This is a genomic window from Yoonia maritima (genome assembly GCF_002933395.1).
Classification (GTDB): Bacteria; Pseudomonadota; Alphaproteobacteria; order Rhodobacterales; family Rhodobacteraceae; genus Yoonia; species Yoonia maritima_A.
The window spans coordinates 289721-310465 of record NZ_PKFN01000009.1 but is presented as its reverse complement, the minus strand read 5'-3'; the positions used below and the strand labels follow the sequence as shown (position 1 = coordinate 310465).

Here is a 20745-nt window from a genome sequence, read left to right as displayed (position 1 = left end):
GGTTCAGGTAAATCAACCCTCGCGCGGATCATGCTCGGGCTTGCCCAGCCCACGTCAGGTAAGGTTGAAATGCTGGGGCGTCCTGTGGCTGATTTAGCACCGCTTGAACGCGCTGCACTCGTGCAGCCGATTTTCCAAGACCCGTATTCGTCGCTGAACCCGCGCCGGACATTGGCCGAAATCATCGAACGCCCGCTTGTGTTGCGTGGTGACGATGATGCCCAATCACGCGCAATGAAAACCCGCGAAGCAATGGATATGGTGCGGCTGCCTGCCCGCATGATGTATCCCTACCCTTCGCAAATTTCGGGTGGACAACGCCAACGGGTCGCGATTGCACGGGCGCTCATTACACGGCCAGAGGCATTGGTTTGCGATGAACCCACCTCGGCGCTTGATGTATCTGTGTAGGCACAAATCCTGAACCTTCTTCAGGACTTACAGGCGGAACTGGGGCTTAGCTGTCTTGTTATCACCCACGACATGGCGGTGGTGCATCAGTTCGCGAATAGGGTCGCGGTTATGCTGAACGGCAAGCTCGTCGAAGAAGGCAATTGCGACAGAATTTTAGGCAGCCCCACAAATGATTACACCGCGCGCCTTTTGGCGGCGGCACCACAGTTCCGACCAGAGCTGCTGGCGGCCCAAGAGGCTACGGCATGACTATGACACCGGATACAATTTTTGACCGTGATACGCAGTGGCAGTCGTGGTTGGATGTAGAGGCCGCATTGGCCCGTGCGCAGGCCGACCTTGGGATGATCCCGGCTTGGGCGGCGGCTGATATAACTGCAGCGGCTGATCTTGATCGGTTGGGACGCGATACGATGGCTGCCGATGTAAAACTGACAATGGCGCCAGTCCTTTCATTGACACGGCTTTTAGGCAAGGCCGCTGGCAAGGCTGGGGACTATGTGCATTGGGGAGCAACCACCCAAAACGTCATGCAGACCGGGCGATTGTTGTTGCTGCGCAAGGCGGACACCGAAATTCGGGTCCATTTGGGGCGGGCGACAGCACGTATGGGAACGCTCGCGCAAGAGCATGCGAAAACCCCGATGGCAGGGCGAACCAATCGCCAGCATGCGCTCCCAATCACATTTGGCTTTAAAATCGCAGGCTGGATAGAAGAGATGGAGCGCGCAGAAGCGCGTTTGACCGATGCCACGACGCGGATGCTTGCGCTGCCGTTTGGCGGCGCAGTTGGAGCGATGCACGCCTTCGGGGCGCAAGGACGTGCGTTAAACCGCAAGCTGGCCGCCGATCTTGGCCTGCGCGAACTTCTTGTACCCGGTCGGACGGTCAATGACCTGTTTGCCGAATATGTCGTGCAGCTTGCCATGCTTGCGATGACCGTCGAACGGATCATGACCGAGGTCTATACGTTGATGACGGATGAGATTGGCGAAGTCACCGAACAGCTGGACAAAGGCACCGTGGGCTCATCAACGATGCCGCAAAAGGTGAACCCGAAATACGTGGTGCGCACCATTTCGCTCGCGGCCGAATTACGTGGCCTTGCCAGCCCCGCATTAGAAACTGGGCGCAGCAGTCACGAAGGCGATTCAGTGGCGAACCATCTGCTGTCTTCTGTGCTAGACCGCGCGGTTCCGCTTGCATGGCGGATGAGCCAAAGCTTTGCGGAAACGCTAACTCGGCTCACTCCGAACCCCGCGCGGATGGCCAAAAACCTATCGCGTAGCAAAGGTGCGATTAACGCAGAAAACCTGATGATGGCACTTGCACCAATGACGGGTCGGGCTGCGGCGCATGATATCGTGCATCATGTCCTAGAGGCTGGCTGTGTAAGTGATTTGGCAACGGCAAATGACATCACCTTGCATTTGTCAGCCGATGAAATTTCAGCAGCCCTTAGTCCGGCATTATACACAGGTGACAGCGAAGTTATTGCACTGGAAGCCGCCGATGTCGCGCGTGCGCTTGCCATGCGGTTGAATCCCACCACGGACGCTTAGATGAGTTCAAGTAGATCGCGCACTTGGGGTTCTTCTGAACGCAATTCTTCGATGTGGTCGGAAACAGCATCAAGAAAGCGTTCGGCGAATGGCGCGCGTGGACCGGGCGGGTGCAGGCTCGCGTAGGTTATCCAATGCTCGCCTTCAATCGGGCGTAACACCAACCCGCTTTCCAGTGAAGGTGGTGCGCAAACGCGGTCGATCAAGGTAATGCCCAAACCTGCACGAACCATCTCGACTGTGACAACGGTCGATCCAGTTTCAAATGCCACGCTAAACGGATGCCCGGCGCGGCCCATCAATTCTTCTAACCGATCGCGCCAGCGCTGACCGGGCGCTAACGTTACAAATGCCTGATCCGCAAGATCCTTGGCCGAGACCACATTTTGCGGCGCAAGCGGGTGGGTGTCGGGCAACAACACACACAGACGCGACCGCAAAAACTGAACAATTTGCAGGTCAATGATCGCGTTTTCGACAGGAAGCGAAATCAGGCCGAGGTTATAGCCACGCACCGACACTTTGCTTTCAATATCAAAACGGCTTTCGACGTTAACGGTGCATTGTAGCTGAGGAAGAGCATCCGACAACCGCGCCAAAGCAGGCACCACAAGGCCATTCGCCATCGGAGCAGCGGTGACAATAGATAACCAGTCTTGGGCGCGCCCGCGAATGTCGGATGCGACCCGCGGGATTTCGTCAATACCACTAAGCGTGTTGGCGACCTGCCGAAAAAATAACTGCCCTTCTTCTGTCAGTTCCAGCCGGCGACGTTTGCGTGAAAACAACGTCAAACCAACGTCGCTTTCCAATTGCGAAAGCAATCGGCTAGCAGCCGAGACAGATATATTGAGCCGGTTCGATGCCTCGGATAATGCGCCGGTTAATACGACGTGTCGAAAAAGCTGAAGGGCACGAAGGTTCATCAAAATCGCAGTATATTCAAGTTTCATTCAACGATAGCGTAGGCGCGTATTCGGTGCTGTCCCATGTATGGAACATGGCAGATTCCAACCCAAGTGGCAAAGGTTGGGTGACGGATAGACGCTTTTAAACCGCCCTAAATCGGCCCACGCAACGACGTGACCAATCAAGGCTACCATCTGTGGCACCAATGGGTTTGCATTCTACTCCAACTGAGACCGTATAGTGCAGGTCATGAATGGTTTAAAAAATGTGGAGATAGTTAATCTCTCCTTGGTCAAGCGGCCCGCGATCAGGGACAGAGGCAAATTGGATGTGATCAATATGCGGAAGCAACGCTTTGATACGGTGGGTCAGGTCACCTGCCATCAGTTGCACATGATAGCAGTAAAACATGAGCTTTAGGTTTTGCATTTCCATGTCATTGATGATCCCAAGCGCCTGATCTGTGGTCTTTAGGAATTAGCCCCGCGCATCATAACGATTTAGCGGCTCTATCAAGGTATTGATGTCATATGTGTCTGGACGGGTGCAAACCCAACAGATGTTAAGCGAAAACCCCGATCTCGATTGCATTTGTTATTTCAACGACGACGTGGCATTCAGGAGGCTTTGTTACTGCCTACATTCTGGCTTGGATGCCCCTGACCGTGGCGCGCGGTCAGTTTTAGCGGCCTTGGTATTATTCAGGGTTTTACAGGCCTAATCGTGACCTCAACGACATTGCGGCGTGATATCTGCAGTGCAGTAGCAGACATCATCGTTGGGTCGCGCAAAGCTTCCAAACGCACAGGCCAAACGATCATCATGCAACCGCAAACTCTGCTAGAAGCATAAACCCCACCCCCTATGTTAGGTCCGCTTTCGCCAGCCTCGCCCATAGTCGCTTTGTAGCAATCAAAAGACATTCATTTTTTGCGCGCCCCTAGGAAATCACCGAATACCTTTAACGGTTCAATATTGTCACAAATGACTTTGGTGACGACCAAAAAGGGAACAGCCATCAACGCGCCCGGCACGTTCCACAACCAGCTCCAAACAATGACCGCAAGAAACACCGATACTGTGTTCAGCTCAAGCCGTTTGCCAAGAACAGCTGGCGTGATAATCTGACCCTCTAGGGATGTTAAAAACAGATAAACCAGCGGTACGACTATACCAGACGCCAAAGTATCAAATGCGATGACACTATAGGCTCCGATCGCCAAAACCCCGATCATCGCGCCAACAAACGGTATAAAATTCAATGCAAATGCCAGTACGCCCCACAAGATCGCATCCGGCAATCCGAGCCAGTACAGCACCCCGGCAATACATATTCCCAAACCTGCGTTGATCACCGTTATTGTCAGCAAGTAATGCGAAAGCTTGCGTTCAACATCGCGTACGGTTTTCACCGCTCGCTTTTTGTCCGCGAAGCTAGGAAGCGCGTTAACTAGTTTAACATAAAATAGGTCCCCAGACGCGAGAATGAACAGCGCCAATATCATCCCGACGAAACCCAGCGATAGAAAACTGGCAACGCTGCCAGCTGCAAAGGCAAGAAAACTGGGCTGCTGTATCGCGACCGTTGGAGCAGCGGCATCACCGTTAGCAAGGTTTTCTACTTCGTCGGTTGCATCCTGCATCGCGGCCAATGAATCCGATAGGAAACCTAATTTGCGCTTTAGTTCGGCGCCAACCTCTGGGGCACTATCAAGAATTTCAGAAGCCGGCCCAGACAGCGCGTAAACGCCAACACCGCACAAGACCGTCGCACCAAAGATGAGCAAACAAGCGGATACAGGTTGCGGTACCCCTACCCGCGCGAAACCTCTGACAATTGGGCTTAGCGTCAAGGCAACCAAGACACCGACGACAATTGGAAAAAGCATGTCACGTGCAAAATAGACCGCGCCGAATACCAGAATAAGAAATATGCCGATCAATAAATTCTTGATCGTATGTGTGTCGTCCATCGCATATCTCACTTTATCAAAAATTCTTTAGGCAATGACCCACATGCTTCAGGGCTGTCAGTTTAACGCGCTTTGCGATGAAAAGTTCCTTCGCAATATCGTGACCTTCACAAAGCTCACGGGCATCGGCGAACGTCCTATTCAGCGATGCAGGAAAATTTACCGCAACTCATAAGATTTAACTCTAGAAATAAGTTCACGGACCATCGGCTTATTTTCATCGGTAGAATTACGACAAAGCTGTTCGAGCAGACGTTCCAGTTCAGCCCGCGCCAGTACATCGCCGCATACGTAAGGTACACAGTTTCCCAAGCTATGATCTAACAAACGCTTAAACGAAATACGCGCCGCAATTACCGCATCTTGATCTATTATGCTCAGGTCGTCGTTGTGTTTCGCGACAACTGATACGCCCGCCTCTAACCATTGCATGCAGCTAATCGCGGTGAAGGGGTCGTTAATGCCCGGCGACATTGCCCGGCCTACAATTTCTACCAATTGTTCCACGACGAATAGCACGTTCTGATCTTCTGTCTTACTATGTCCGAGCGCGACGCATTGACGTAAATCCGAACGGTCCTCGTCCGATACGTCCCCGTTTCCCCATATCCGTAGCATCGCAATTTCGGAATGTACGAACGCGCCAGGTTCAGCAAGAACTTGAACAGTCCAGCCTCGATCAGCAGACAATTCCGCAAGCCGAACAGCAGCAATTGCATGTACATATCCTGCTGTATGCATTGATATATCGACATATTGCTGGTCGTCTTCGGTCAGAGCATCGGATTTAGGCGGCGCGCTGACCATTCCTTGTAAATCTGCGATCAAACGCTTTCCAAGCGCAGCGATGATGTTTGAAACGCTAATCGTTTCTGGTACGTGATGGACATGATAGATCACCGTAAAGACCGACACGAGCGCAAGTGACAGTGCGATAAATATCGACACTTGCGGGACAAACATGTCGACATCGATCCCTTGCGGGCTTTGCACAGCGCGTAAAATCAACAGCGAATACGTGAAGGTCGAAATGAGGATTCCAAGGCTCCACTGGTTACCACGATCACGCATGAAGTTACCAATTAACCTTGGGCCATACTGCCCAGAAGCAAAAGTAACAGCTACCATTGTTATAGAGAACATGACCCCTGCAACGCCGATAACAGACTGCGCAATCACGGAAAGAACGGCTCGGGCGCCGTCGACACTTACGCTTGTCGCCAAGAAGTTTAGCTTGAGTAGCGCGATATCTGGATTGCGGTCCACCACAATCGAAGCTTGAGCAACTATCATCGCACATACGACCAAAACCGCTGGGATGAACCAGTAGCTTGCCCTTACATCATCGATAATTTTTGTGACTCGTGCACTTACGCTCATGAGGCAGGCTTACGTTAAAAAACGAACCACTGCATCACCTTTCATGACCACCAGCTAAGATCGGCAAGACATGTGACCGACAGCCAATCAGGTCGATCTCATTCGGGCGATTAGAGGTCACCAAACGATTTCACAATGCACCTATTTACACTTGGGCGAATGGGTGGTTATGTTATAACATAACTTAAAAACCAAACAAATGGAGACCACCGATGTCATTCACGTTCGCAAACTATTTCAGTGCAATAAGCCTTGGCGCATTGATCACGTTCGGGGCAGCTGCCACCGCAGAAACGACACATGATCACGCCCATGCGCATGATTCCGATGACATCTACAAAGGGTATTTCGCGGACGATCAGATTGCTTCACGCCCTCTGTCTGATTGGGCCGGAGACTGGCAATCTGTTCATCCTTTGCTGCTGGACGGCACGTTAGACAGCGTGATGCAGCACAAAGCAGAATCTGGTGAAAAGACTGCCGCCGAATATAAAGCCTACTACGACATCGGATATGCCACCGACGTGAACCGCATTCTAATCGAAGATGACACTGTCACCTTCTTTCGTGGCGGCAACCCTATCCAAGCCAGCTATGCGGAAGACGGCCACGAAGTGCTGACCTATGATGCGGGTAATCGCGGTGTGCGCTTTATCTTTGAAAAAGTCAGCGGCGACGCAGATGCGCCGGATTTCATCCAGTTCAGCGACCACAAGATCGCTCCCAGCGTTGCAGATCACTATCACCTTTACTGGGGCAATGACCGCGCAGCGCTCCTTGAAGAGCTGACCAACTGGCCAACATATTTCCCGGTCGACTTAACCGGCGCAGAAATCGCGGCAGAAATGCAGGCGCATTAACACCCGACCGTATGACACGCTGGGAAATCGCCCAGCGTGGTCATCCTTAGGCATTCCTCACTAAAACAAGGTGAACATCTGGCATGAATATCACAGACACCCGGCTTCCCGTCACCGTCCTGTCTGGCTTTTTGGGCGCAGGCAAAACGACGCTTCTTAACGCAGTGCTTAACAATCGCGCGGGCCGCCGCGTTGCGGTCATCGTCAATGACATGTCCGAAGTAAACATTGACGCTGATCTCATTCGTGGTGGCGGCGCTGACCTAAGCCACACAGAAGAAAAGCTAGTCGAAATGACCAATGGCTGTATCTGCTGCACCCTGCGCGACGATCTATTGCAAGAAGTACGTCGGCTCTCGGATGAGGGGCGATTTGACTATCTTCTTATTGAATCCACTGGTGTGTCAGAACCGCTACCGGTAGCTGCGACATTTGAATTCAGGGATGAATTCGGTGCGAGCCTATCTGATGTGGCCCGCTTAGACACCATGGTTACCGTCGTCGACACAGCGAACCTTCTCAAAGACTACGGGAGCCGCGATTTCCTTAGGGACCGCGGGCAAGAGCTTGGCGATGCAGACGACCGGACGCTGGTTGATCTGCTTGTCGATCAAATCGAATTTGCAGATGTCGTTATCCTGAACAAGGTCAGCGACGCCGGAGCGCAAAAGCGCGACGCAGCCCGCAAAATCGTCACCGCGTTAAATCCTGACGCTCAGATCATCGAAACCGATTTTGGGCAGGTCGCGCAGGATCGCATATTTGACACCGGATTGTTCAACTTCGAAACGGCGCATGAACACCCTCTTTGGGCAAAAGAGCTGTACGGCTTTGCGGATCACATTCCAGAAACTGAAGAATACGGCGTATCTTCTTTTGTTTATCGTGCGCGGCGCCCCTTTCATCCACAAAAAGTGCATGATGTACTAAGCGGGTCGCTTCCCGGCGTGCTTCGCGCAAAGGGGCATTTTTGGGTGGCCTCTCGGCCCGATTGGCTTGCCGAATTTTCGCTCGCGGGTGCGATAGGCACCATGCGTCCGATGGGCAAATGGTGGGCTAGCGTTCCACATGATCAACGCCCCAATCACCCGGATGCCGCAGCATACTTAAAACAACACTGGGAAGAACCATTTGGTGATCGCAGGCAAGAGTTGGTCTTTATCGGAGCAGGCATGGATAAGGTGGCGATTTCATCGGCGCTCGATGGGGCGCTGATGGACAAATCAGAAACCCAAATTAATCAAGAATGGTCAAATTTGGATGATCCCTTTCCAGCCTGGCGGCATGCATCAGAGGCCGTGTGATGGGCCATCAGAACCGCCAAGATAACATGCGTAGCGCTCTCAAACGCCGTGCTCGAAAAGGTGACCCGATGGCGGCCTACGATCAGCTTCCATCAGCGCTGCGTTCTTGGTTGATGCACGCAGCGCTGCCTTGGTCGGCCTGTTCTGCGCATCGCATTTGGCGTAACTCACTTCGCGCGTCAGGTGGTGATCTTGACGCAGCACGGCGCAGGCTTACGCAAATCGAACAAGCAATGTTAAAGCGCGACCGGTTTTCAACTTAACCCGGTCGGCTCCGTTTCAACGAGGCTCACCGCAATTTCAGCCATCTTTAGGATCGCATCCCGAGAGTCAGCAACCGCGATAAAGCGTGCGTTATGGCAGAACTTTGCACCTTTGACGCCGCTTGCTTCTTCCAACGCGGCGTCAGTCAGGCCTGCCCACGCGGCGGGCAAATCTGCGCGCTGTTCAAAGGTGTCATTTGATAACTTAATGCCGCCCAGCATCCAGTCATCGCCACGAGGATTGACCGCAAACAAAATGTGATCGGCTTCGGCTAAATCAAGCGCCGAACGATACGGCATACCCATCGGCAGTTCGAGTATGGATGACGAACCGGCCTTGGCGATTGCATCCAGAACTATGCTTTGCGCACGGGCCTTTGCAGCAAGGTTTTTGATCTGGGCCTCAACAAAACTGCGGGCAATTGGCAAGGCTTCGAAAAACGCGTCATCATCGGCCGTTGGCGATGTGTTATCGAATACCGGTTTCAGGCTTCCCAATAGTGCAGGCAGTGTCAAGATCGACAGCGGACCCGCCACCGATGGCTCCATTGCGCCGTTATCCAGCAGATCAATCGGCAACACAAATTTAGTATCAAACTTGAGATGGATCGCTTCGATATCATCGGCAGGTACGTCCATCGCAGCCAGATAGGCCCGCCCATAATGCGACCAAATCAGTCCAAAAGAACTGAATGGCTGGTCGTCTTCACGCAATGGGCCGGGCCGCTGATGATGATCGAATATCTGTGCCTCTGCATCATAGCTGCCGCCCACATCATAAATGATCTTATCCGCCGCCGGTGTAATCATTCCACGGTCACGCGTGCGCAGCAGATTTGCGTCAGGAAACAGCCGCGTCAGAACAACCGAAGATAATAGTTCGTCCGCATGGAAGCCGCCCGAATGAGTGACAAGTTGGGTGATAGTCATAAGTAAGCTCCAAAGGGATCGATCAATGATAAGGTGACCAATCTGGCCTCCTTTAACAGGATGTTAAAGGAGGTTTCTCAAAGCGATGCCGTTATATCAAGATTTAAATTCCAGCCTCACACAAGAACGAATGTTTATTATGAAAACACACCGCCCCAGCGCGGATGGTTGCCCAGTTTTTCAATAACAGGTTTAAGTTCTTAGCATTAAGTCATATGAAGGGCTGAATGTTGAGTTTTTTTACTTATACGACCGCCGCGCTTCCGCTTTTGTTTCGAAAATGGAAGTCGCAAGCACAGATGTGCGTACCAACGGCCCTGGTTCGCGTGTTTAGTCACAGCAATTCGCACTTAGCAACAAATCCTCATTCGTTGGGCCACATTCTTGTACCGCATACAAACCCAAGTTGGGTAAAACATCAGACGGTAAGCTAACCTGAACCTTTACGGTTCACGGGTTGTCGTTACGCCCGGTAATAAACGGGAGAACGACAAATGGCATCCGCCAGAGACTACTACTCACCGACCCAACTTCGCACTGATCAATGGAGCGCACTGCGCGAGGTGACAGGATCGCTTGGGCGTAGCGCCCCAAACGAAATAATGGCGGATGACCTCGCAAAGGCAGAGCAGCTTTTCGAAGAATTAGCACTGATCGAACCGTATTGGGCCTTTCCGGGAATGGTCGCGTTTGATCACATGCGCCGCCAGTTAGAGCATAGCAGCTTTGAGGATCTGGCATTTACGGTGCACCGCGTGACCCGTGCGCTTGCCACCGGGGCTTATCGCCGTCGGAGCATCCCGCTTGAACGTGATAGCATCGACCAAGAAGAACACGATGACGAGGCGTTGTTAACGACCGAAGCACGCGCACTGGCCAAACCTTACTTTGAAGTATTGGTCGTCGATAGCGTGAGCGAACAACAAGAACGCTGGCTCAAAGACAACGTTGCGCACATGCTGCGTCCCGAAGATCCGTTCGTCTACGAAGCCGTTGTTGTACCCAGCCTAGAAGACGCGCTTATCGCCGTGATGTTCAATCACAACATTCAAGCTATCATTATCCGTCCCGGTTTGTTGCTCAAATCCGAACTAAACAACGAAGTTCTGCGTAGCTATCTGAATCGCGCCGGCACTCAAGAAGAAATCGATGCAATTCCTCCTGAGAATTTAGGCCCAGAACTGTGCCGCATGCTCGCCCGCGTGCGCCCAGAGTTAGACGTATATTTGGTTACCCATCGGTCGGTAGAAGACATCGCTAATCTTGACCTTGGGATTTGTCGTCGTGTCTTTTACAATCAAGAAGACTTTCTAGAACTGCATCTGAACGTCATTCGCGGCGTTGAGGCGCGTAACAATACCCCCTTTTTTACTGCACTTGTAGATTACTCAAAACAGCCAACCGGTGTGTTCCATGCAATGCCAATCAGTCGCGGGAAATCAATTACCCGCAGCCATTGGATACAAGACATGGGGGCCTTCTACGGGCCAAACATCTTTCTGGCTGAAACCTCGGCCACATCCGGTGGGTTGGACAGCCTACTTGCCCCGCACGGCCCAATCAAAGAAGCACAAGAGCTAGCGAGCCGTGCGTTTGGGTCTAAGAAAACGTTCTTTGCGACAAACGGCACATCGACCTGTAACAAGATTGTCGTGCAGGCGCTTGTTCGGCCGGGTGACGTCGTGCTGGTTGATCGCGACTGCCATAAATCCCATCACTACGGTATGGTGCTTGCCGGCGCCGAGGTGGTTTACCTCGATAGCTATCCGTTGAACGAATATTCTATGTATGGCGCGGTCCCGCTACGCAGCATTAAACAACAGTTATTAGCGTTGAAAGCGGCGGGCAAACTGGACCGCGTCCGTATGTTGCTTCTGACGAACTGCACCTTTGACGGCATCGTTTATAACGTGGAACGCGTGATGGAAGAATGCCTAGCCATCAAACCCGATCTGATTTTCCTTTGGGATGAAGCATGGTTTGCGTTTGCACGCTTTAGCCCGACATATCGTCAGCGCACCGCCATGCGCACAGCAAATAACCTACGCGAAAGATTCGACAGTGACGCGCACCAGCGAGCCTATGACGCGCAACAAGAAGAGCTAAAAGACGCAAGCGTGGACCTCTTGCTTGATACCAGATTGCTTGCATCGCCCGACGCGCGGGTGCGTGTCTACGCAACCCAATCAACGCATAAAACGCTAACATCTCTGCGCCAAGGGTCGATGATCCATGTCCACGATCAGGATTTTAAGGGCGAGGTCGAACAGTCGTTCCACGAAGCCTATATGACCCACACCTCGACATCGCCGAACTATCAAATTATTGCGTCATTGGATGTCGGGCGCAGGCAGGTTGAACTCGAAGGGTTCGAATTTGTTCAGCGTCAGCTCGAAGCGGCCATGACGATGCGACGGGCGATTAGCTCAAACCCATTGCTGAAAAAATACTTCAAAGTCCTATCCACAGCAGACATGATCCCCAAAGCCCACCGCCAAAGCGGCGTTACCAGCTATTTCGACAGTGACGTCGGCTGGACCGATATGTGGGAAAGCTGGGAAAATGATGAATTCGTCCTTGATGCAACCCGCGTGACACTATCTGTTGGCGGAACTGGCTGGGACGGTGACACGTTTAAAACCGATATTTTAATGGATCGCTACGGCATTCAAATCAATAAAACATCGCGAAATACTGTCCTATTTATGACCAACATCGGCACCACGCGATCTTCGGTCGCCTATATGATCGAAGTCTTAGTCGAGATCGCAAAAGAACTGGATAACCTTCTAGACGATGCATCAAAGATGGAGCGGTTGTCGTTTGAACGTCGGGTTGAAAACCTGATGGAAAAATATCCGCCGCTGCCTGACTTCAGCCGTTTTCACGATGCGTTCCGTCCCGACGACATAACCCCAGAGGGCGACATTCGCACGGCCTATTACCTAAGCTATGACGACACGAACTGTGATTACTTCGAACTGGATGGCACCTTGCAGGATATGCTTGATGCCGGACGAGAAGTCGTATCAGCGAGCTTTATCATCCCCTACCCGCCCGGCTTTCCGATCCTTGTTCCGGGCCAAGTCATAAGTGCCGAAATCCTTGCCTTTATGCGCGCCCTAGACGTGAGCGAGATCCACGGCTACCGGGCAGATTTGGGCTTACGCGTATTCACCGAAGATGCATTAGGAAAATTAGCATAAAAGGTTGTAACACCATTTTAGTGCCTATGACCGCATGGAAGGCAAGCCAGCCAAGGGTGTCGTCGTAACGGCGCACTTGGTTTTCTCGACGTAAACGCTTGTGCGGAAATTGGGCCATGGCATTGCTTACAACCCTTAAGATTGCCGAACGACCTCGGCCCTTCTAGGACGTATTTAGATGGCCGTAGAATGCAGCGGCACACGTGTGTGCCGCTGCAATAGTCAATTAGATTGAGAGCGTTTGCTCTACCTTTTTAACCTGAACACGTGCCATGCCGAGGTTTGCAGCTTTCTTGTCCAGAGCCACGTACAAGAAGACAGTTGGCGACTTTTCAAGTGGGCGGATCAGGTGGAACTGCTTGCCCAGTGTGATCAGAATATCATCGATGCTGTCGTCTAGACCAAGCATCTCGATTGCAGACAATTTTGCCTTAACAACTTCTGTGTTCGCAGCGCCAGCAGCTTCAAGGTCCAGCTTGCCGCCACCTTCTGATGCCATCATCAGACCAGTTTCACTATCAACCAGACATGCGCCGATAAAACCACCGATTGCTGAAAGACCTGAGATATCTGTAGACATAATTTTTTCCTTACTAGTTACAGTTTGTTGGGGAATATTCCCGCCTGTTTTGGGAGGTTCCGAGCGCTCCTCGGCCCCCAATTCGTTGTCTGGGACGACTGGCGTCTCAGTTTTAGCTGACCCTGTCCAACCGGCACCAAGATCCTTCAGAAAAGTCTTTAATTTCATGGTGGACCTGACTAATTGCGGCAGATAGGTTTGTGTCGTTTGAAATGCTCACCGATAACAAATTGTTAATCGTATCGGCGTGCGACTCGGTTGTCTGTTCATCGCGCCCAAAGGTGTCTTTTAGATGATCGATTAGGGCTAAAAATTGGTCATTTGTGGTTACATTTGCAGCGCTAGACATAACCCCCACCAATTCTTGGATTCGGGATTGAACATTCTCCTGCTTTGGCTTTTCCGCAAGCGCTTCAGCTTCAGTTTTGTCATCCTCAACCGCAACGTTTCGCGCCAACTCACCTTCGCGTTCGGCACGCTCTGCACGGAATTCGGCGGCATCTGCGACACGGCTTGATATGGCAGCAACAAGATCAGCTGCTCCGCTTGCCGTCCAGCTATCTTCAGCATCACGACGCGCCAACTTTGCCGAGATCGGCAAAATGCTGTGGAACGATTTACCCGCTTCACGAACGCAACGCGACATAACACGTTGCACATCCTTATCGTTACCCACCTGATCAACGCGAGTAACAGCCAAAATGCTTTGCCGTTGCACATATGATTGAACGTTCTTCCAAGCCGCCTTTTCCGTCTGACGCCAAGCTTGGTTTGCTGCGGTACACCACACAACGAAATCGACATGCGGGCTGATAAGTTCAACGATATCTACTGCGAGATTAGGATCAGAAATACCCGGGGTGTCGACAATATCTGCCTCGCGCAGAATATCCGCAGGCAAAGTAAATCGCACAGCCAGATGCGCATGCAACGTCGAAAAATCGAGACCGTCTTCGGACAGTTCGGTCAGCGTACCGTCATGCTCAAGAACTTCTAACTTGCGCGTTTCACCGTGAGTGATCCACACCGTCGGCAGATGCGTTGCTGTTACTTTCGTCGGCAACAAAGGTTGCCCCAAAAGCATGTTCAACAACGAAGACTTACCGGCGCTGTATTCGCCCATTAGCGAAAAACCCGGCTTTTGGGCCGACCATCCCGACAGGACTGCTGTTGCCTTATCTGATACCTTATTCGTCATAACTACTTAGCGGTCACTTTGAGATGGCTAATATCGCAATCATGGCGCTTCACATTGTTCAACGTGTCTCTAATTTCATCCAAAACCGCAATCCGTTGAGTGACTTCTTTCTCAAGCCCGAAAGATTGACGCATTTGTGTGACTTCGGGCGCATCTGATGGCAGCGCGAGGTTCCGCAGCGTTTTGATATGTTCATCCATAAATTCTTGCAGTTGAACGCGCGTTTGCGTTGCGAATTCTTTTATATAGTCCTGCTGAAGATCCTGGATCGTTGCTGCCATTTCTTCTGTCGCAAGTTTTTCAAAGTTTGCAACGTAAGTGGCCTTTTTACGCTGCTTTGAAAACATACGTCCCAGCCAACCTGTGCTTAGATCAATCGTCATGGTTTTCATCAAGAAAACAGGTGTTTTCGGACGACTGAATGTCGGGCCAACAACCGGGAACAGCCCAGATTCATTCCCCAGCACATCTGCATACAGTCCGGCAATGCTATCAGCAGTCTCCTGCATGATCTCACTTAACTGCGCAGTGCATTTATTTGAAAAATTGTTGTAGGCGCTGATCAAATCGCGACGGAGCGTTTCTGTCTCTGGCGACCACTGTTTCAGACCTTCACCTTTATCAACCAGCTTTTCGAGGTCCCGTTTACCGTTCAAAATGAACGATCTGTAAACGTCAGACATCGCATAGGTTGTCATCCGCAACGAACTTTTCGTTAGCGCATCATAGTCATCATTCAGCTTGCTAATGATCCGCGCGATACGTGCAGATAGATCAGACGCTGACATTGCAGCATCGGCGGCGTCTTGGTTTTTCACGGCATCGCGCAACAACAGCGTTGACTGGTTCACCAGATCAAGACATTCATCACGCAATTTTTCGATGAAGGGCCAGCTCACGTCATTGGCAGATTTTGCATCAATGACCTGCATCAAATGTGTGATGCCTGAAAGATCAGCCTCTGCTGCGCTTGCAGCACCGGAAATCCGTGGAACATTGTGTTCAATAGCACGTGCATCTTGCAGGCTTTGATAGGCGGTGCGACTTTGGTCCGACAATGTGTCAAAGTCACCGGAAATCTCTGCTTGGCCCCATTTTGCACTCCCAAAGACAATCGGTATATCTTGCGGCAGCTTCTGGGTTTCCAGCGTTCTCCGAATGTAGCTATCAATCTCATTGATCTGACGATGCGGATCTTCAAGCTCATCAATACGATTCACAAACAGAATAATTTGCTCGTGCTGCAGGCCCATGATGATGTTGATCAGCCCAATGTCTACGGTGCTAAGCGCCTGATGTGCACTTAGACAAATGACACAGATGTCAGTCTCTGCAAGGTTATTAAGCGTAACTGCCTCGCGGACAAGGAATGGGTCGTTTACGCCGGGCGTATCGCGGATAACAACCGGAAGCGGGAACTGCGGGTTGTCAAAATACAGATCAGCAGATTTCGTCAGATCGGCAAAACGACCATTGCTGCCGCTGCCGGTTTCATCGTCGTCGCCCAGACAAACATAACGCTTAACAAGCCCGTGATCGAATTCACCAAAGCTATGGGTGTTTCCCAATAGCAGCTTGAAATTCACACCCAATCGCTGCTTCGCACGCCCCTGCAATTCACGCACCTGTTCACGCATTTCTTCGGCTTCGTCTTCGAAATTGGTACGCGCTGCAAGCTCGCCCAAACGACCACCCATCGTGGTCATCTCGCTCCACTCGTCTTTGTTGAAGAACTGGAACACCGCGCTTTTGCCCGCTGGCTGTGCGGTGTTCATGTGCAATGAGGTAATCACTGACGTCCAAGGATTGATATCCGACGGCAAAAGGCCAGGCTGTCCGATCATCGCATTTGCAAGTGCAGTCTTACCCGCCTTAACCTGCCCGACCAAAGAAATCCGCGTTTCAAATTTTGAAAGCCGTTTTTGAATGGCCAAAGTACGGTCAAGCGCACCGGGCACGACCATCTTTTCCATTTTATCACTAACCCGTACCAACTGTTCGATGGCAAGCTTAGCGTCTTTCGATTTTGATAGTTCGAACCCATTCCGAGCTCGGCGGTGGCTATGCACCGTAGCAGGAGTAACCATGAATATATCCACACAGATAGAAATCTTTAACAAACAACAGGTCACTTGACCTTAACGTCACTAGACCATCTGATTGCGTCTGTTTTATGACTTATAGATGTTATAGATAGGGGGAAATATAAGGTCTGCTTCACCTTTAAGTGATCTTGACAGCTCTATTTTTCGCCAACACTCAACTTTAAAATGATTTTTCCGGCTAGATCTCTCACCTCGATTGAGGCAACCACGCCACCGTCGCTCAACTTTTCGGCGACCCTACGTAAACTTAGTGACCTATATGCATCATTAAGCGGATTACCGCCAAGATCAGAAGCCCCGAATCCCAGCTCACTAAGCCCCAACAGATCGCCTATCGTATATGGCGTGTCAGCTGATTGGCCGTCCGACTCAGCAATTGAATACGCGACCTCTTCGCCCGCATCGATTGCCCCTCGGACCAATGCAGCAATTCCAAGCGGCGCCTCAGCGCCGGTTAACACATCGAATTTTCCGCGATGGGCGCGAATTGAAATTTCCTTGTCACCGATACGTAGGAGAATGACACGGGCAACTTCACATCGGTCTATCCGCTCACATATGTTCAAAAGCGTTTGCAGCCCCAGATCGTCAAACTGTGGCCGTTCGGATGGTTGCTCTAGCTCAACAACATCAAGGCCACGTGCCTTTGGCAGAAAGAGCCCGATGTTTAAAGACTGATCACCCTCGCAAACCAGACCACCCTGCAAGGTCGCAACCGACGTACGATTTGCGCTTCGTACGATCACAGTACAGGCGTCGGGCAAATAAGATGCCGCACGCAGTAGCTCTACACTTTGCTCGGCACGCTGCCCAATCAATGCCACGTCAGCCGCGCCCGCAACGCTTTCTGGAAAAACACCTTTTTGGGTAAAGCTATACAGCGCCAAGAAGCCGCGACTTTTTAAAATTGGCCAGTCTTCGATATTCATCAGCGCGGTTACCTTACCATTCGATACTAAACTACTATGACGCGAGCCACAGAATCAAAAGACAAACAATCCTGACCCAGCTTCGCGCCTAATTACGCCGCTTGCTTCGTATCTTGCAAGCAATGATGCCAAATCGGTAGTCGTTGCGACAGCGACCGCCGATGACATTGTCGTTAGCCCGTTATCTAAGCAACATTCGACGGCCATGTCACTCTTGTTTGGGGGAAATATCGGGCGAACTTCGGTGTGTGTCATCACAGTCGCGCGCTACGCACCGATCGCTTAATCCAGCGCCTGCAACCGCTTGAGCAGTGACGACGTATCCCAGCGTCCACCGCCCAGCTTTTGCACATCTTTATAAAACTGATCGACCAGTGCAGTCACCGGTAGGCTCGCACCGTTTTCGTCAGCCGTATCTAGGCAGATGCCCAAATCCTTGCGCATCCAGTCCACAGCGAAACCGTGTTCAAAGTGATCATCCAACATCGTTTCATAGCGGTTCGACATCTGCCAGCTACCTGCTGCGCCTTGGCTGATCACCTCGACAACGGCGCGACCGTCCAAGCCTGCCTTTTGGGCGAAATGCAGCGCCTCTGACAGACCTTGCACCAAACCTGCGATAGCAATCTGATTACACATCTTGGTCATCTGCCCTGCCCCGCTATCACCAATACGGCGACAGATACGAGCGTAGGCGCTAATGACCGCCTCGACCTTGTCATAGCTGTCTTGGGTACCACCACACATCACGGACAGCACACCGTTCTCGGCACCCGCCTGACCGCCCGATACAGGCGCATCAATAAACGCAATACCTTGTTCAGCCGCAGCCTCATAAAGTTCGCGCGTCACAGCAGCAGAGACAGTCGTGTGATCCACAAATATGGCGCCGGGCGCCATGCCCGCAAACGCACCATCGTCACCCAAGCAGACAGATCGCAAATCATCGTCATTGCCAACGCAAGACATAACCATATCTGCACCCTGCGCGGCCTTGCACGGGGTGGTTGCCAGATGCCCGCTGTGCGCGGACACCCATTTTTCAGCTTTCGCAGTCGTACGGTTATACACCGTCACATCATGGCCTGCCGATTGTAGATGCCCTGCCATGGGAAACCCCATAACGCCAAGACCTAGAAATGCGAGTTTCGCCATGATGATCACGTCCTTTTACATGTGGGCGCGTTTGGCGTTACTCGACGATCTCCCATTTGACCGTAAAGGCACCCAACGCTTTTTCGATATCTTGATCCTTCACATCGCCCGTTTTTGCAATACGTGCGACAAGCCCGCGTTTTTTATCTTCGGTCACTTCGCGCACTTCAGCGCCAATCTTTTCTAAGGCTTCATTATAAATCCGGGTGATCGCGCGTTTGCGCAGATCAGGCTTAAAGATCTTGCCAACCGCAGTTTTCGGCAGCTCGTCCAGAATTTCCAGATACTTCGGGAAAGCAGCGCGTTCGTGGATGTGTTCATTTGCGAATGCGATCAGTTCTTCTGAAGAAATCGCCGCACCATCAACCAACTCGACATAGGCGCAAGGAATTTCGCCAGCGTGGGCATCAGGTTGGCCAATTGCACCAGCAAAGGCGACGGCCTCGTGACCGGCAAGCGCTTCTTCGATTTCTGCGGGGTCGATGTTGTGACCGCCACGGATAATCAAATCTTTTGCGCGACCTGTAATCCAAAGGTAACCATCAGGATCGATCCGCCCCAAGTCGCCAGTCCGCAGATACTGCGTTTCTGACTTATCGCCTCCATAATAAAGGTCAGCATTCTTATCTGCTTCGGTATAAGTCTTACCGTCCGACACCCCGGGGTTGGAAACGCAAATTTCGCCGATCTCATCAGTGCCCATTTCGGCACCGGTTGCGACAGACATAATTTTGATGTCAGTGTACGGAAATGGTATCCCGATAGAGCCAACACGTTTCTCGCCTTCAGGTGGGTTGATGGCAACAAGGCAGGTCGCCTCGGTCAAGCCGTAGCCTTCGCAGATCGTAACACCAGCGGCGGACTCAAACCGTTTGTACAGCTCAAGAGGTAACGGCGCAGAGCCACAAAACGCCAAACGCAGTGACGAAATATCGGCATCCACCTTACGTTGCATCAGCGCAGACATGGCCGTTGGTACCGTAATCATAAAGGTGACTTTGTGCTTTTCGATCAGCTTCCAAAAATTGTCGAAAACGCCTTCGCCGCGATAGCCTTGTGGCGTGGGAAACACGACCTCGGCTCCGGAACCCAGCGACGCACCTAGCGAAACAATTGTTGCGAAAACATGGAACAGCGGAAGCGGGCAAATCTGCACGTCCTGTTCGGTGAATAGTAAACGATCACCCAACCACGCATTATAGACAATACCGGAATAGCTGTGCTGCACGACTTTTGGCATCCCAGTGGTACCACCGGTATGGAAATACGCAGCAACACGGTCTGTTGTGCTATCTGCGAAGGCTAATTGCTTGGGCTGCTTTGCGACCTCAGAATTGAAATCCAAAACACGCGCATCGTGGTTGGTCGGGTTCCTAGGACGGATCAGCGGAACGATGAATTTTTTCAGGCCTGTCAAATACCGAAGCAGATCAACCTCAAGTACGGTTTTCACGTTCGGTGCAAATCGTACGGCCTCGGCCGCCTTTTGCGCGACATCGGTCTTTGGGAACGCCTTAAGCGTCACCAAAACCTTTGCGTTTGTTTCACGCAAGATGGCCGAGATTTGTTCAGCTTCAAGCAGCGGGTTAATCGGGTTCACAATCCCGGCCACCTGCCCTCCAAGATATGTCAGAATAGTTTCAGTCGCGTTCGGCAGCAAAAACGCAACAACGTCATTTTCGCCAACACCCAATGAACGGAATAAGTTCGCCGTTTGCGCGGTTTTCTCGCGCAATGTATCCCATGACAGGGTCTCACACTTCGCGTCTGGGTCCGACATCAGGCTAAAGCTGACTGCATTGCGCGCACCGTGCTTTGCAGCGGTCTGACTTAGCATTTCATAGGTTGTTGTGGGCAGCTTACGCTGATCCCACGGCTTTTCGTTCTCGATCGCATTCCGATCCGCGACAGTCGCATACACCATGCCGTTTCTCCTCCCCTGGTATTTCGCCGCCTGTTAACGGGCGGTCGTTGTCT

Annotated in this window: 18 protein-coding genes; 7 read left to right on the top strand and 11 right to left on the bottom strand. The window is 51.7% G+C overall.

Annotated elements, in window-relative coordinates; all coding sequences use genetic code 11:
- Nucleotides 1-30 precede the first annotated feature (30 nt).
- From CYQ09_RS18505 to CYQ09_RS12705, 3 genes are all read left to right on the top strand, one after another.
- The gene (locus CYQ09_RS18505) at nt 31-411 is read left to right on the top strand and encodes an ATP-binding cassette domain-containing protein (protein ID WP_239495942.1); all 381 of its coding nucleotides are present in this window, start codon (nt 31-33) and stop codon (nt 409-411) included.
- Between the two features lie 111 nt (nt 412-522).
- The gene (locus tag CYQ09_RS18500; RefSeq protein WP_239495941.1) at nt 523-663 is read left to right on the top strand and encodes a hypothetical protein; all 141 of its coding nucleotides are present in this window, start codon (nt 523-525) and stop codon (nt 661-663) included.
- The gene (locus CYQ09_RS12705) at nt 660-1976 is read left to right on the top strand and encodes a lyase family protein (RefSeq protein WP_106745765.1); all 1317 of its coding nucleotides are present in this window, start codon (nt 660-662) and stop codon (nt 1974-1976) included. The genes CYQ09_RS18500 and CYQ09_RS12705 overlap by 4 nt, the downstream gene beginning before the upstream one ends.
- Here the strand turns inward: CYQ09_RS12705 and CYQ09_RS12700 are convergent.
- From CYQ09_RS12700 to CYQ09_RS12685, 4 genes are all read right to left on the bottom strand, one after another.
- A complete protein-coding gene (locus CYQ09_RS12700) occupies nt 1973-2929 on the bottom strand; it encodes a LysR family transcriptional regulator (protein WP_106745764.1) in 957 nt (318 codons plus the stop codon). The genes CYQ09_RS12705 and CYQ09_RS12700 overlap by 4 nt on opposite strands.
- Before the next feature lie 214 nt (nt 2930-3143).
- The gene (locus CYQ09_RS18350; RefSeq protein WP_162617669.1) at nt 3144-3320 is read right to left on the bottom strand and encodes a hypothetical protein; all 177 of its coding nucleotides are present in this window, start codon (nt 3318-3320) and stop codon (nt 3144-3146) included.
- Between the two features lie 488 nt (nt 3321-3808).
- Entirely contained in the window at nt 3809-4858 is a 1050-nt protein-coding gene (locus CYQ09_RS12690; protein ID WP_106745762.1) for an AI-2E family transporter, read from the bottom strand.
- Between the two features lie 159 nt (nt 4859-5017).
- Nucleotides 5018-6238, bottom strand: a complete 1221-nt coding sequence (locus tag CYQ09_RS12685) for a DUF2254 domain-containing protein (RefSeq protein ID WP_106745761.1) — start codon at nt 6236-6238, stop codon at nt 5018-5020.
- Nucleotides 6239-6450: 212 nt separating this feature from the next.
- Between CYQ09_RS12685 and CYQ09_RS12680 the strand changes: the two genes are divergently transcribed.
- From CYQ09_RS12680 to CYQ09_RS12670, 3 genes are all read left to right on the top strand, one after another.
- Nucleotides 6451-7098 carry a ZinT family metal-binding protein gene (locus tag CYQ09_RS12680; RefSeq protein ID WP_106745760.1) on the top strand — a complete coding sequence of 216 codons (648 nt, stop codon included), beginning with the start codon at nt 6451-6453 and terminating at the stop codon, nt 7096-7098.
- 83 nt (nt 7099-7181) lie between these two features.
- Nucleotides 7182-8402, top strand: coding sequence for a GTP-binding protein (locus tag CYQ09_RS12675; RefSeq protein ID WP_106745759.1), 1221 nt, complete (start codon nt 7182-7184; stop codon nt 8400-8402).
- The gene (locus tag CYQ09_RS12670) at nt 8402-8665 is read left to right on the top strand and encodes a DUF6525 family protein (RefSeq protein WP_106745758.1); all 264 of its coding nucleotides are present in this window, start codon (nt 8402-8404) and stop codon (nt 8663-8665) included. Before CYQ09_RS12675 ends, CYQ09_RS12670 begins: the two co-directional genes overlap by 1 nt.
- Here CYQ09_RS12670 and CYQ09_RS12665 read toward each other — a convergent pair.
- Nucleotides 8657-9595 (bottom strand): MYG1 family protein, encoded by a 939-nt coding sequence (locus tag CYQ09_RS12665; RefSeq protein WP_106745757.1) that lies wholly within the window; start codon nt 9593-9595, stop codon nt 8657-8659. The genes CYQ09_RS12670 and CYQ09_RS12665 overlap by 9 nt on opposite strands.
- 494 nt (nt 9596-10089) lie before the next feature.
- On the opposite strand from CYQ09_RS12665, the gene CYQ09_RS12660 reads away from it, so the two are divergent.
- A complete protein-coding gene (locus CYQ09_RS12660) occupies nt 10090-12801 on the top strand; it encodes an aminotransferase class I/II-fold pyridoxal phosphate-dependent enzyme (protein ID WP_106745756.1) in 2712 nt (903 codons plus the stop codon).
- A 226-nt stretch (nt 12802-13027) separates the two neighbouring features.
- Here the strand turns inward: CYQ09_RS12660 and CYQ09_RS12655 are convergent, their stop codons facing one another.
- The 6 genes from CYQ09_RS12655 to CYQ09_RS12630 form a co-directional block, all read right to left on the bottom strand.
- A complete protein-coding gene (locus tag CYQ09_RS12655) occupies nt 13028-13381 on the bottom strand; it encodes a hypothetical protein (RefSeq protein WP_106745755.1) in 354 nt (117 codons plus the stop codon).
- Between the two features lie 112 nt (nt 13382-13493).
- The gene (locus tag CYQ09_RS12650; protein ID WP_106745754.1) at nt 13494-14579 is read right to left on the bottom strand and encodes a dynamin family protein; all 1086 of its coding nucleotides are present in this window, start codon (nt 14577-14579) and stop codon (nt 13494-13496) included.
- Nucleotides 14580-14581: 2 nt separating this feature from the next.
- Complete coding sequence (locus CYQ09_RS12645) at nt 14582-16666, bottom strand: dynamin family protein (protein ID WP_106745753.1); 2085 nt, start codon at nt 16664-16666, stop codon at nt 14582-14584.
- 155 nt (nt 16667-16821) lie between these two features.
- Nucleotides 16822-17613, bottom strand: a complete 792-nt coding sequence (locus tag CYQ09_RS12640) for a hypothetical protein (protein WP_106745752.1) — start codon at nt 17611-17613, stop codon at nt 16822-16824.
- 282 nt (nt 17614-17895) lie between these two features.
- Nucleotides 17896-18768: an NAD(P)-dependent oxidoreductase gene (locus CYQ09_RS12635; RefSeq protein WP_106745751.1), complete on the bottom strand. Its 873-nt coding sequence runs from the start codon at nt 18766-18768 to the stop codon at nt 17896-17898.
- A 37-nt stretch (nt 18769-18805) separates the two neighbouring features.
- Nucleotides 18806-20692, bottom strand: a complete 1887-nt coding sequence (locus CYQ09_RS12630) for an acyl-CoA synthetase (protein WP_106745750.1) — start codon at nt 20690-20692, stop codon at nt 18806-18808.
- Between the last annotated feature and the right edge of the window lie 53 nt (nt 20693-20745).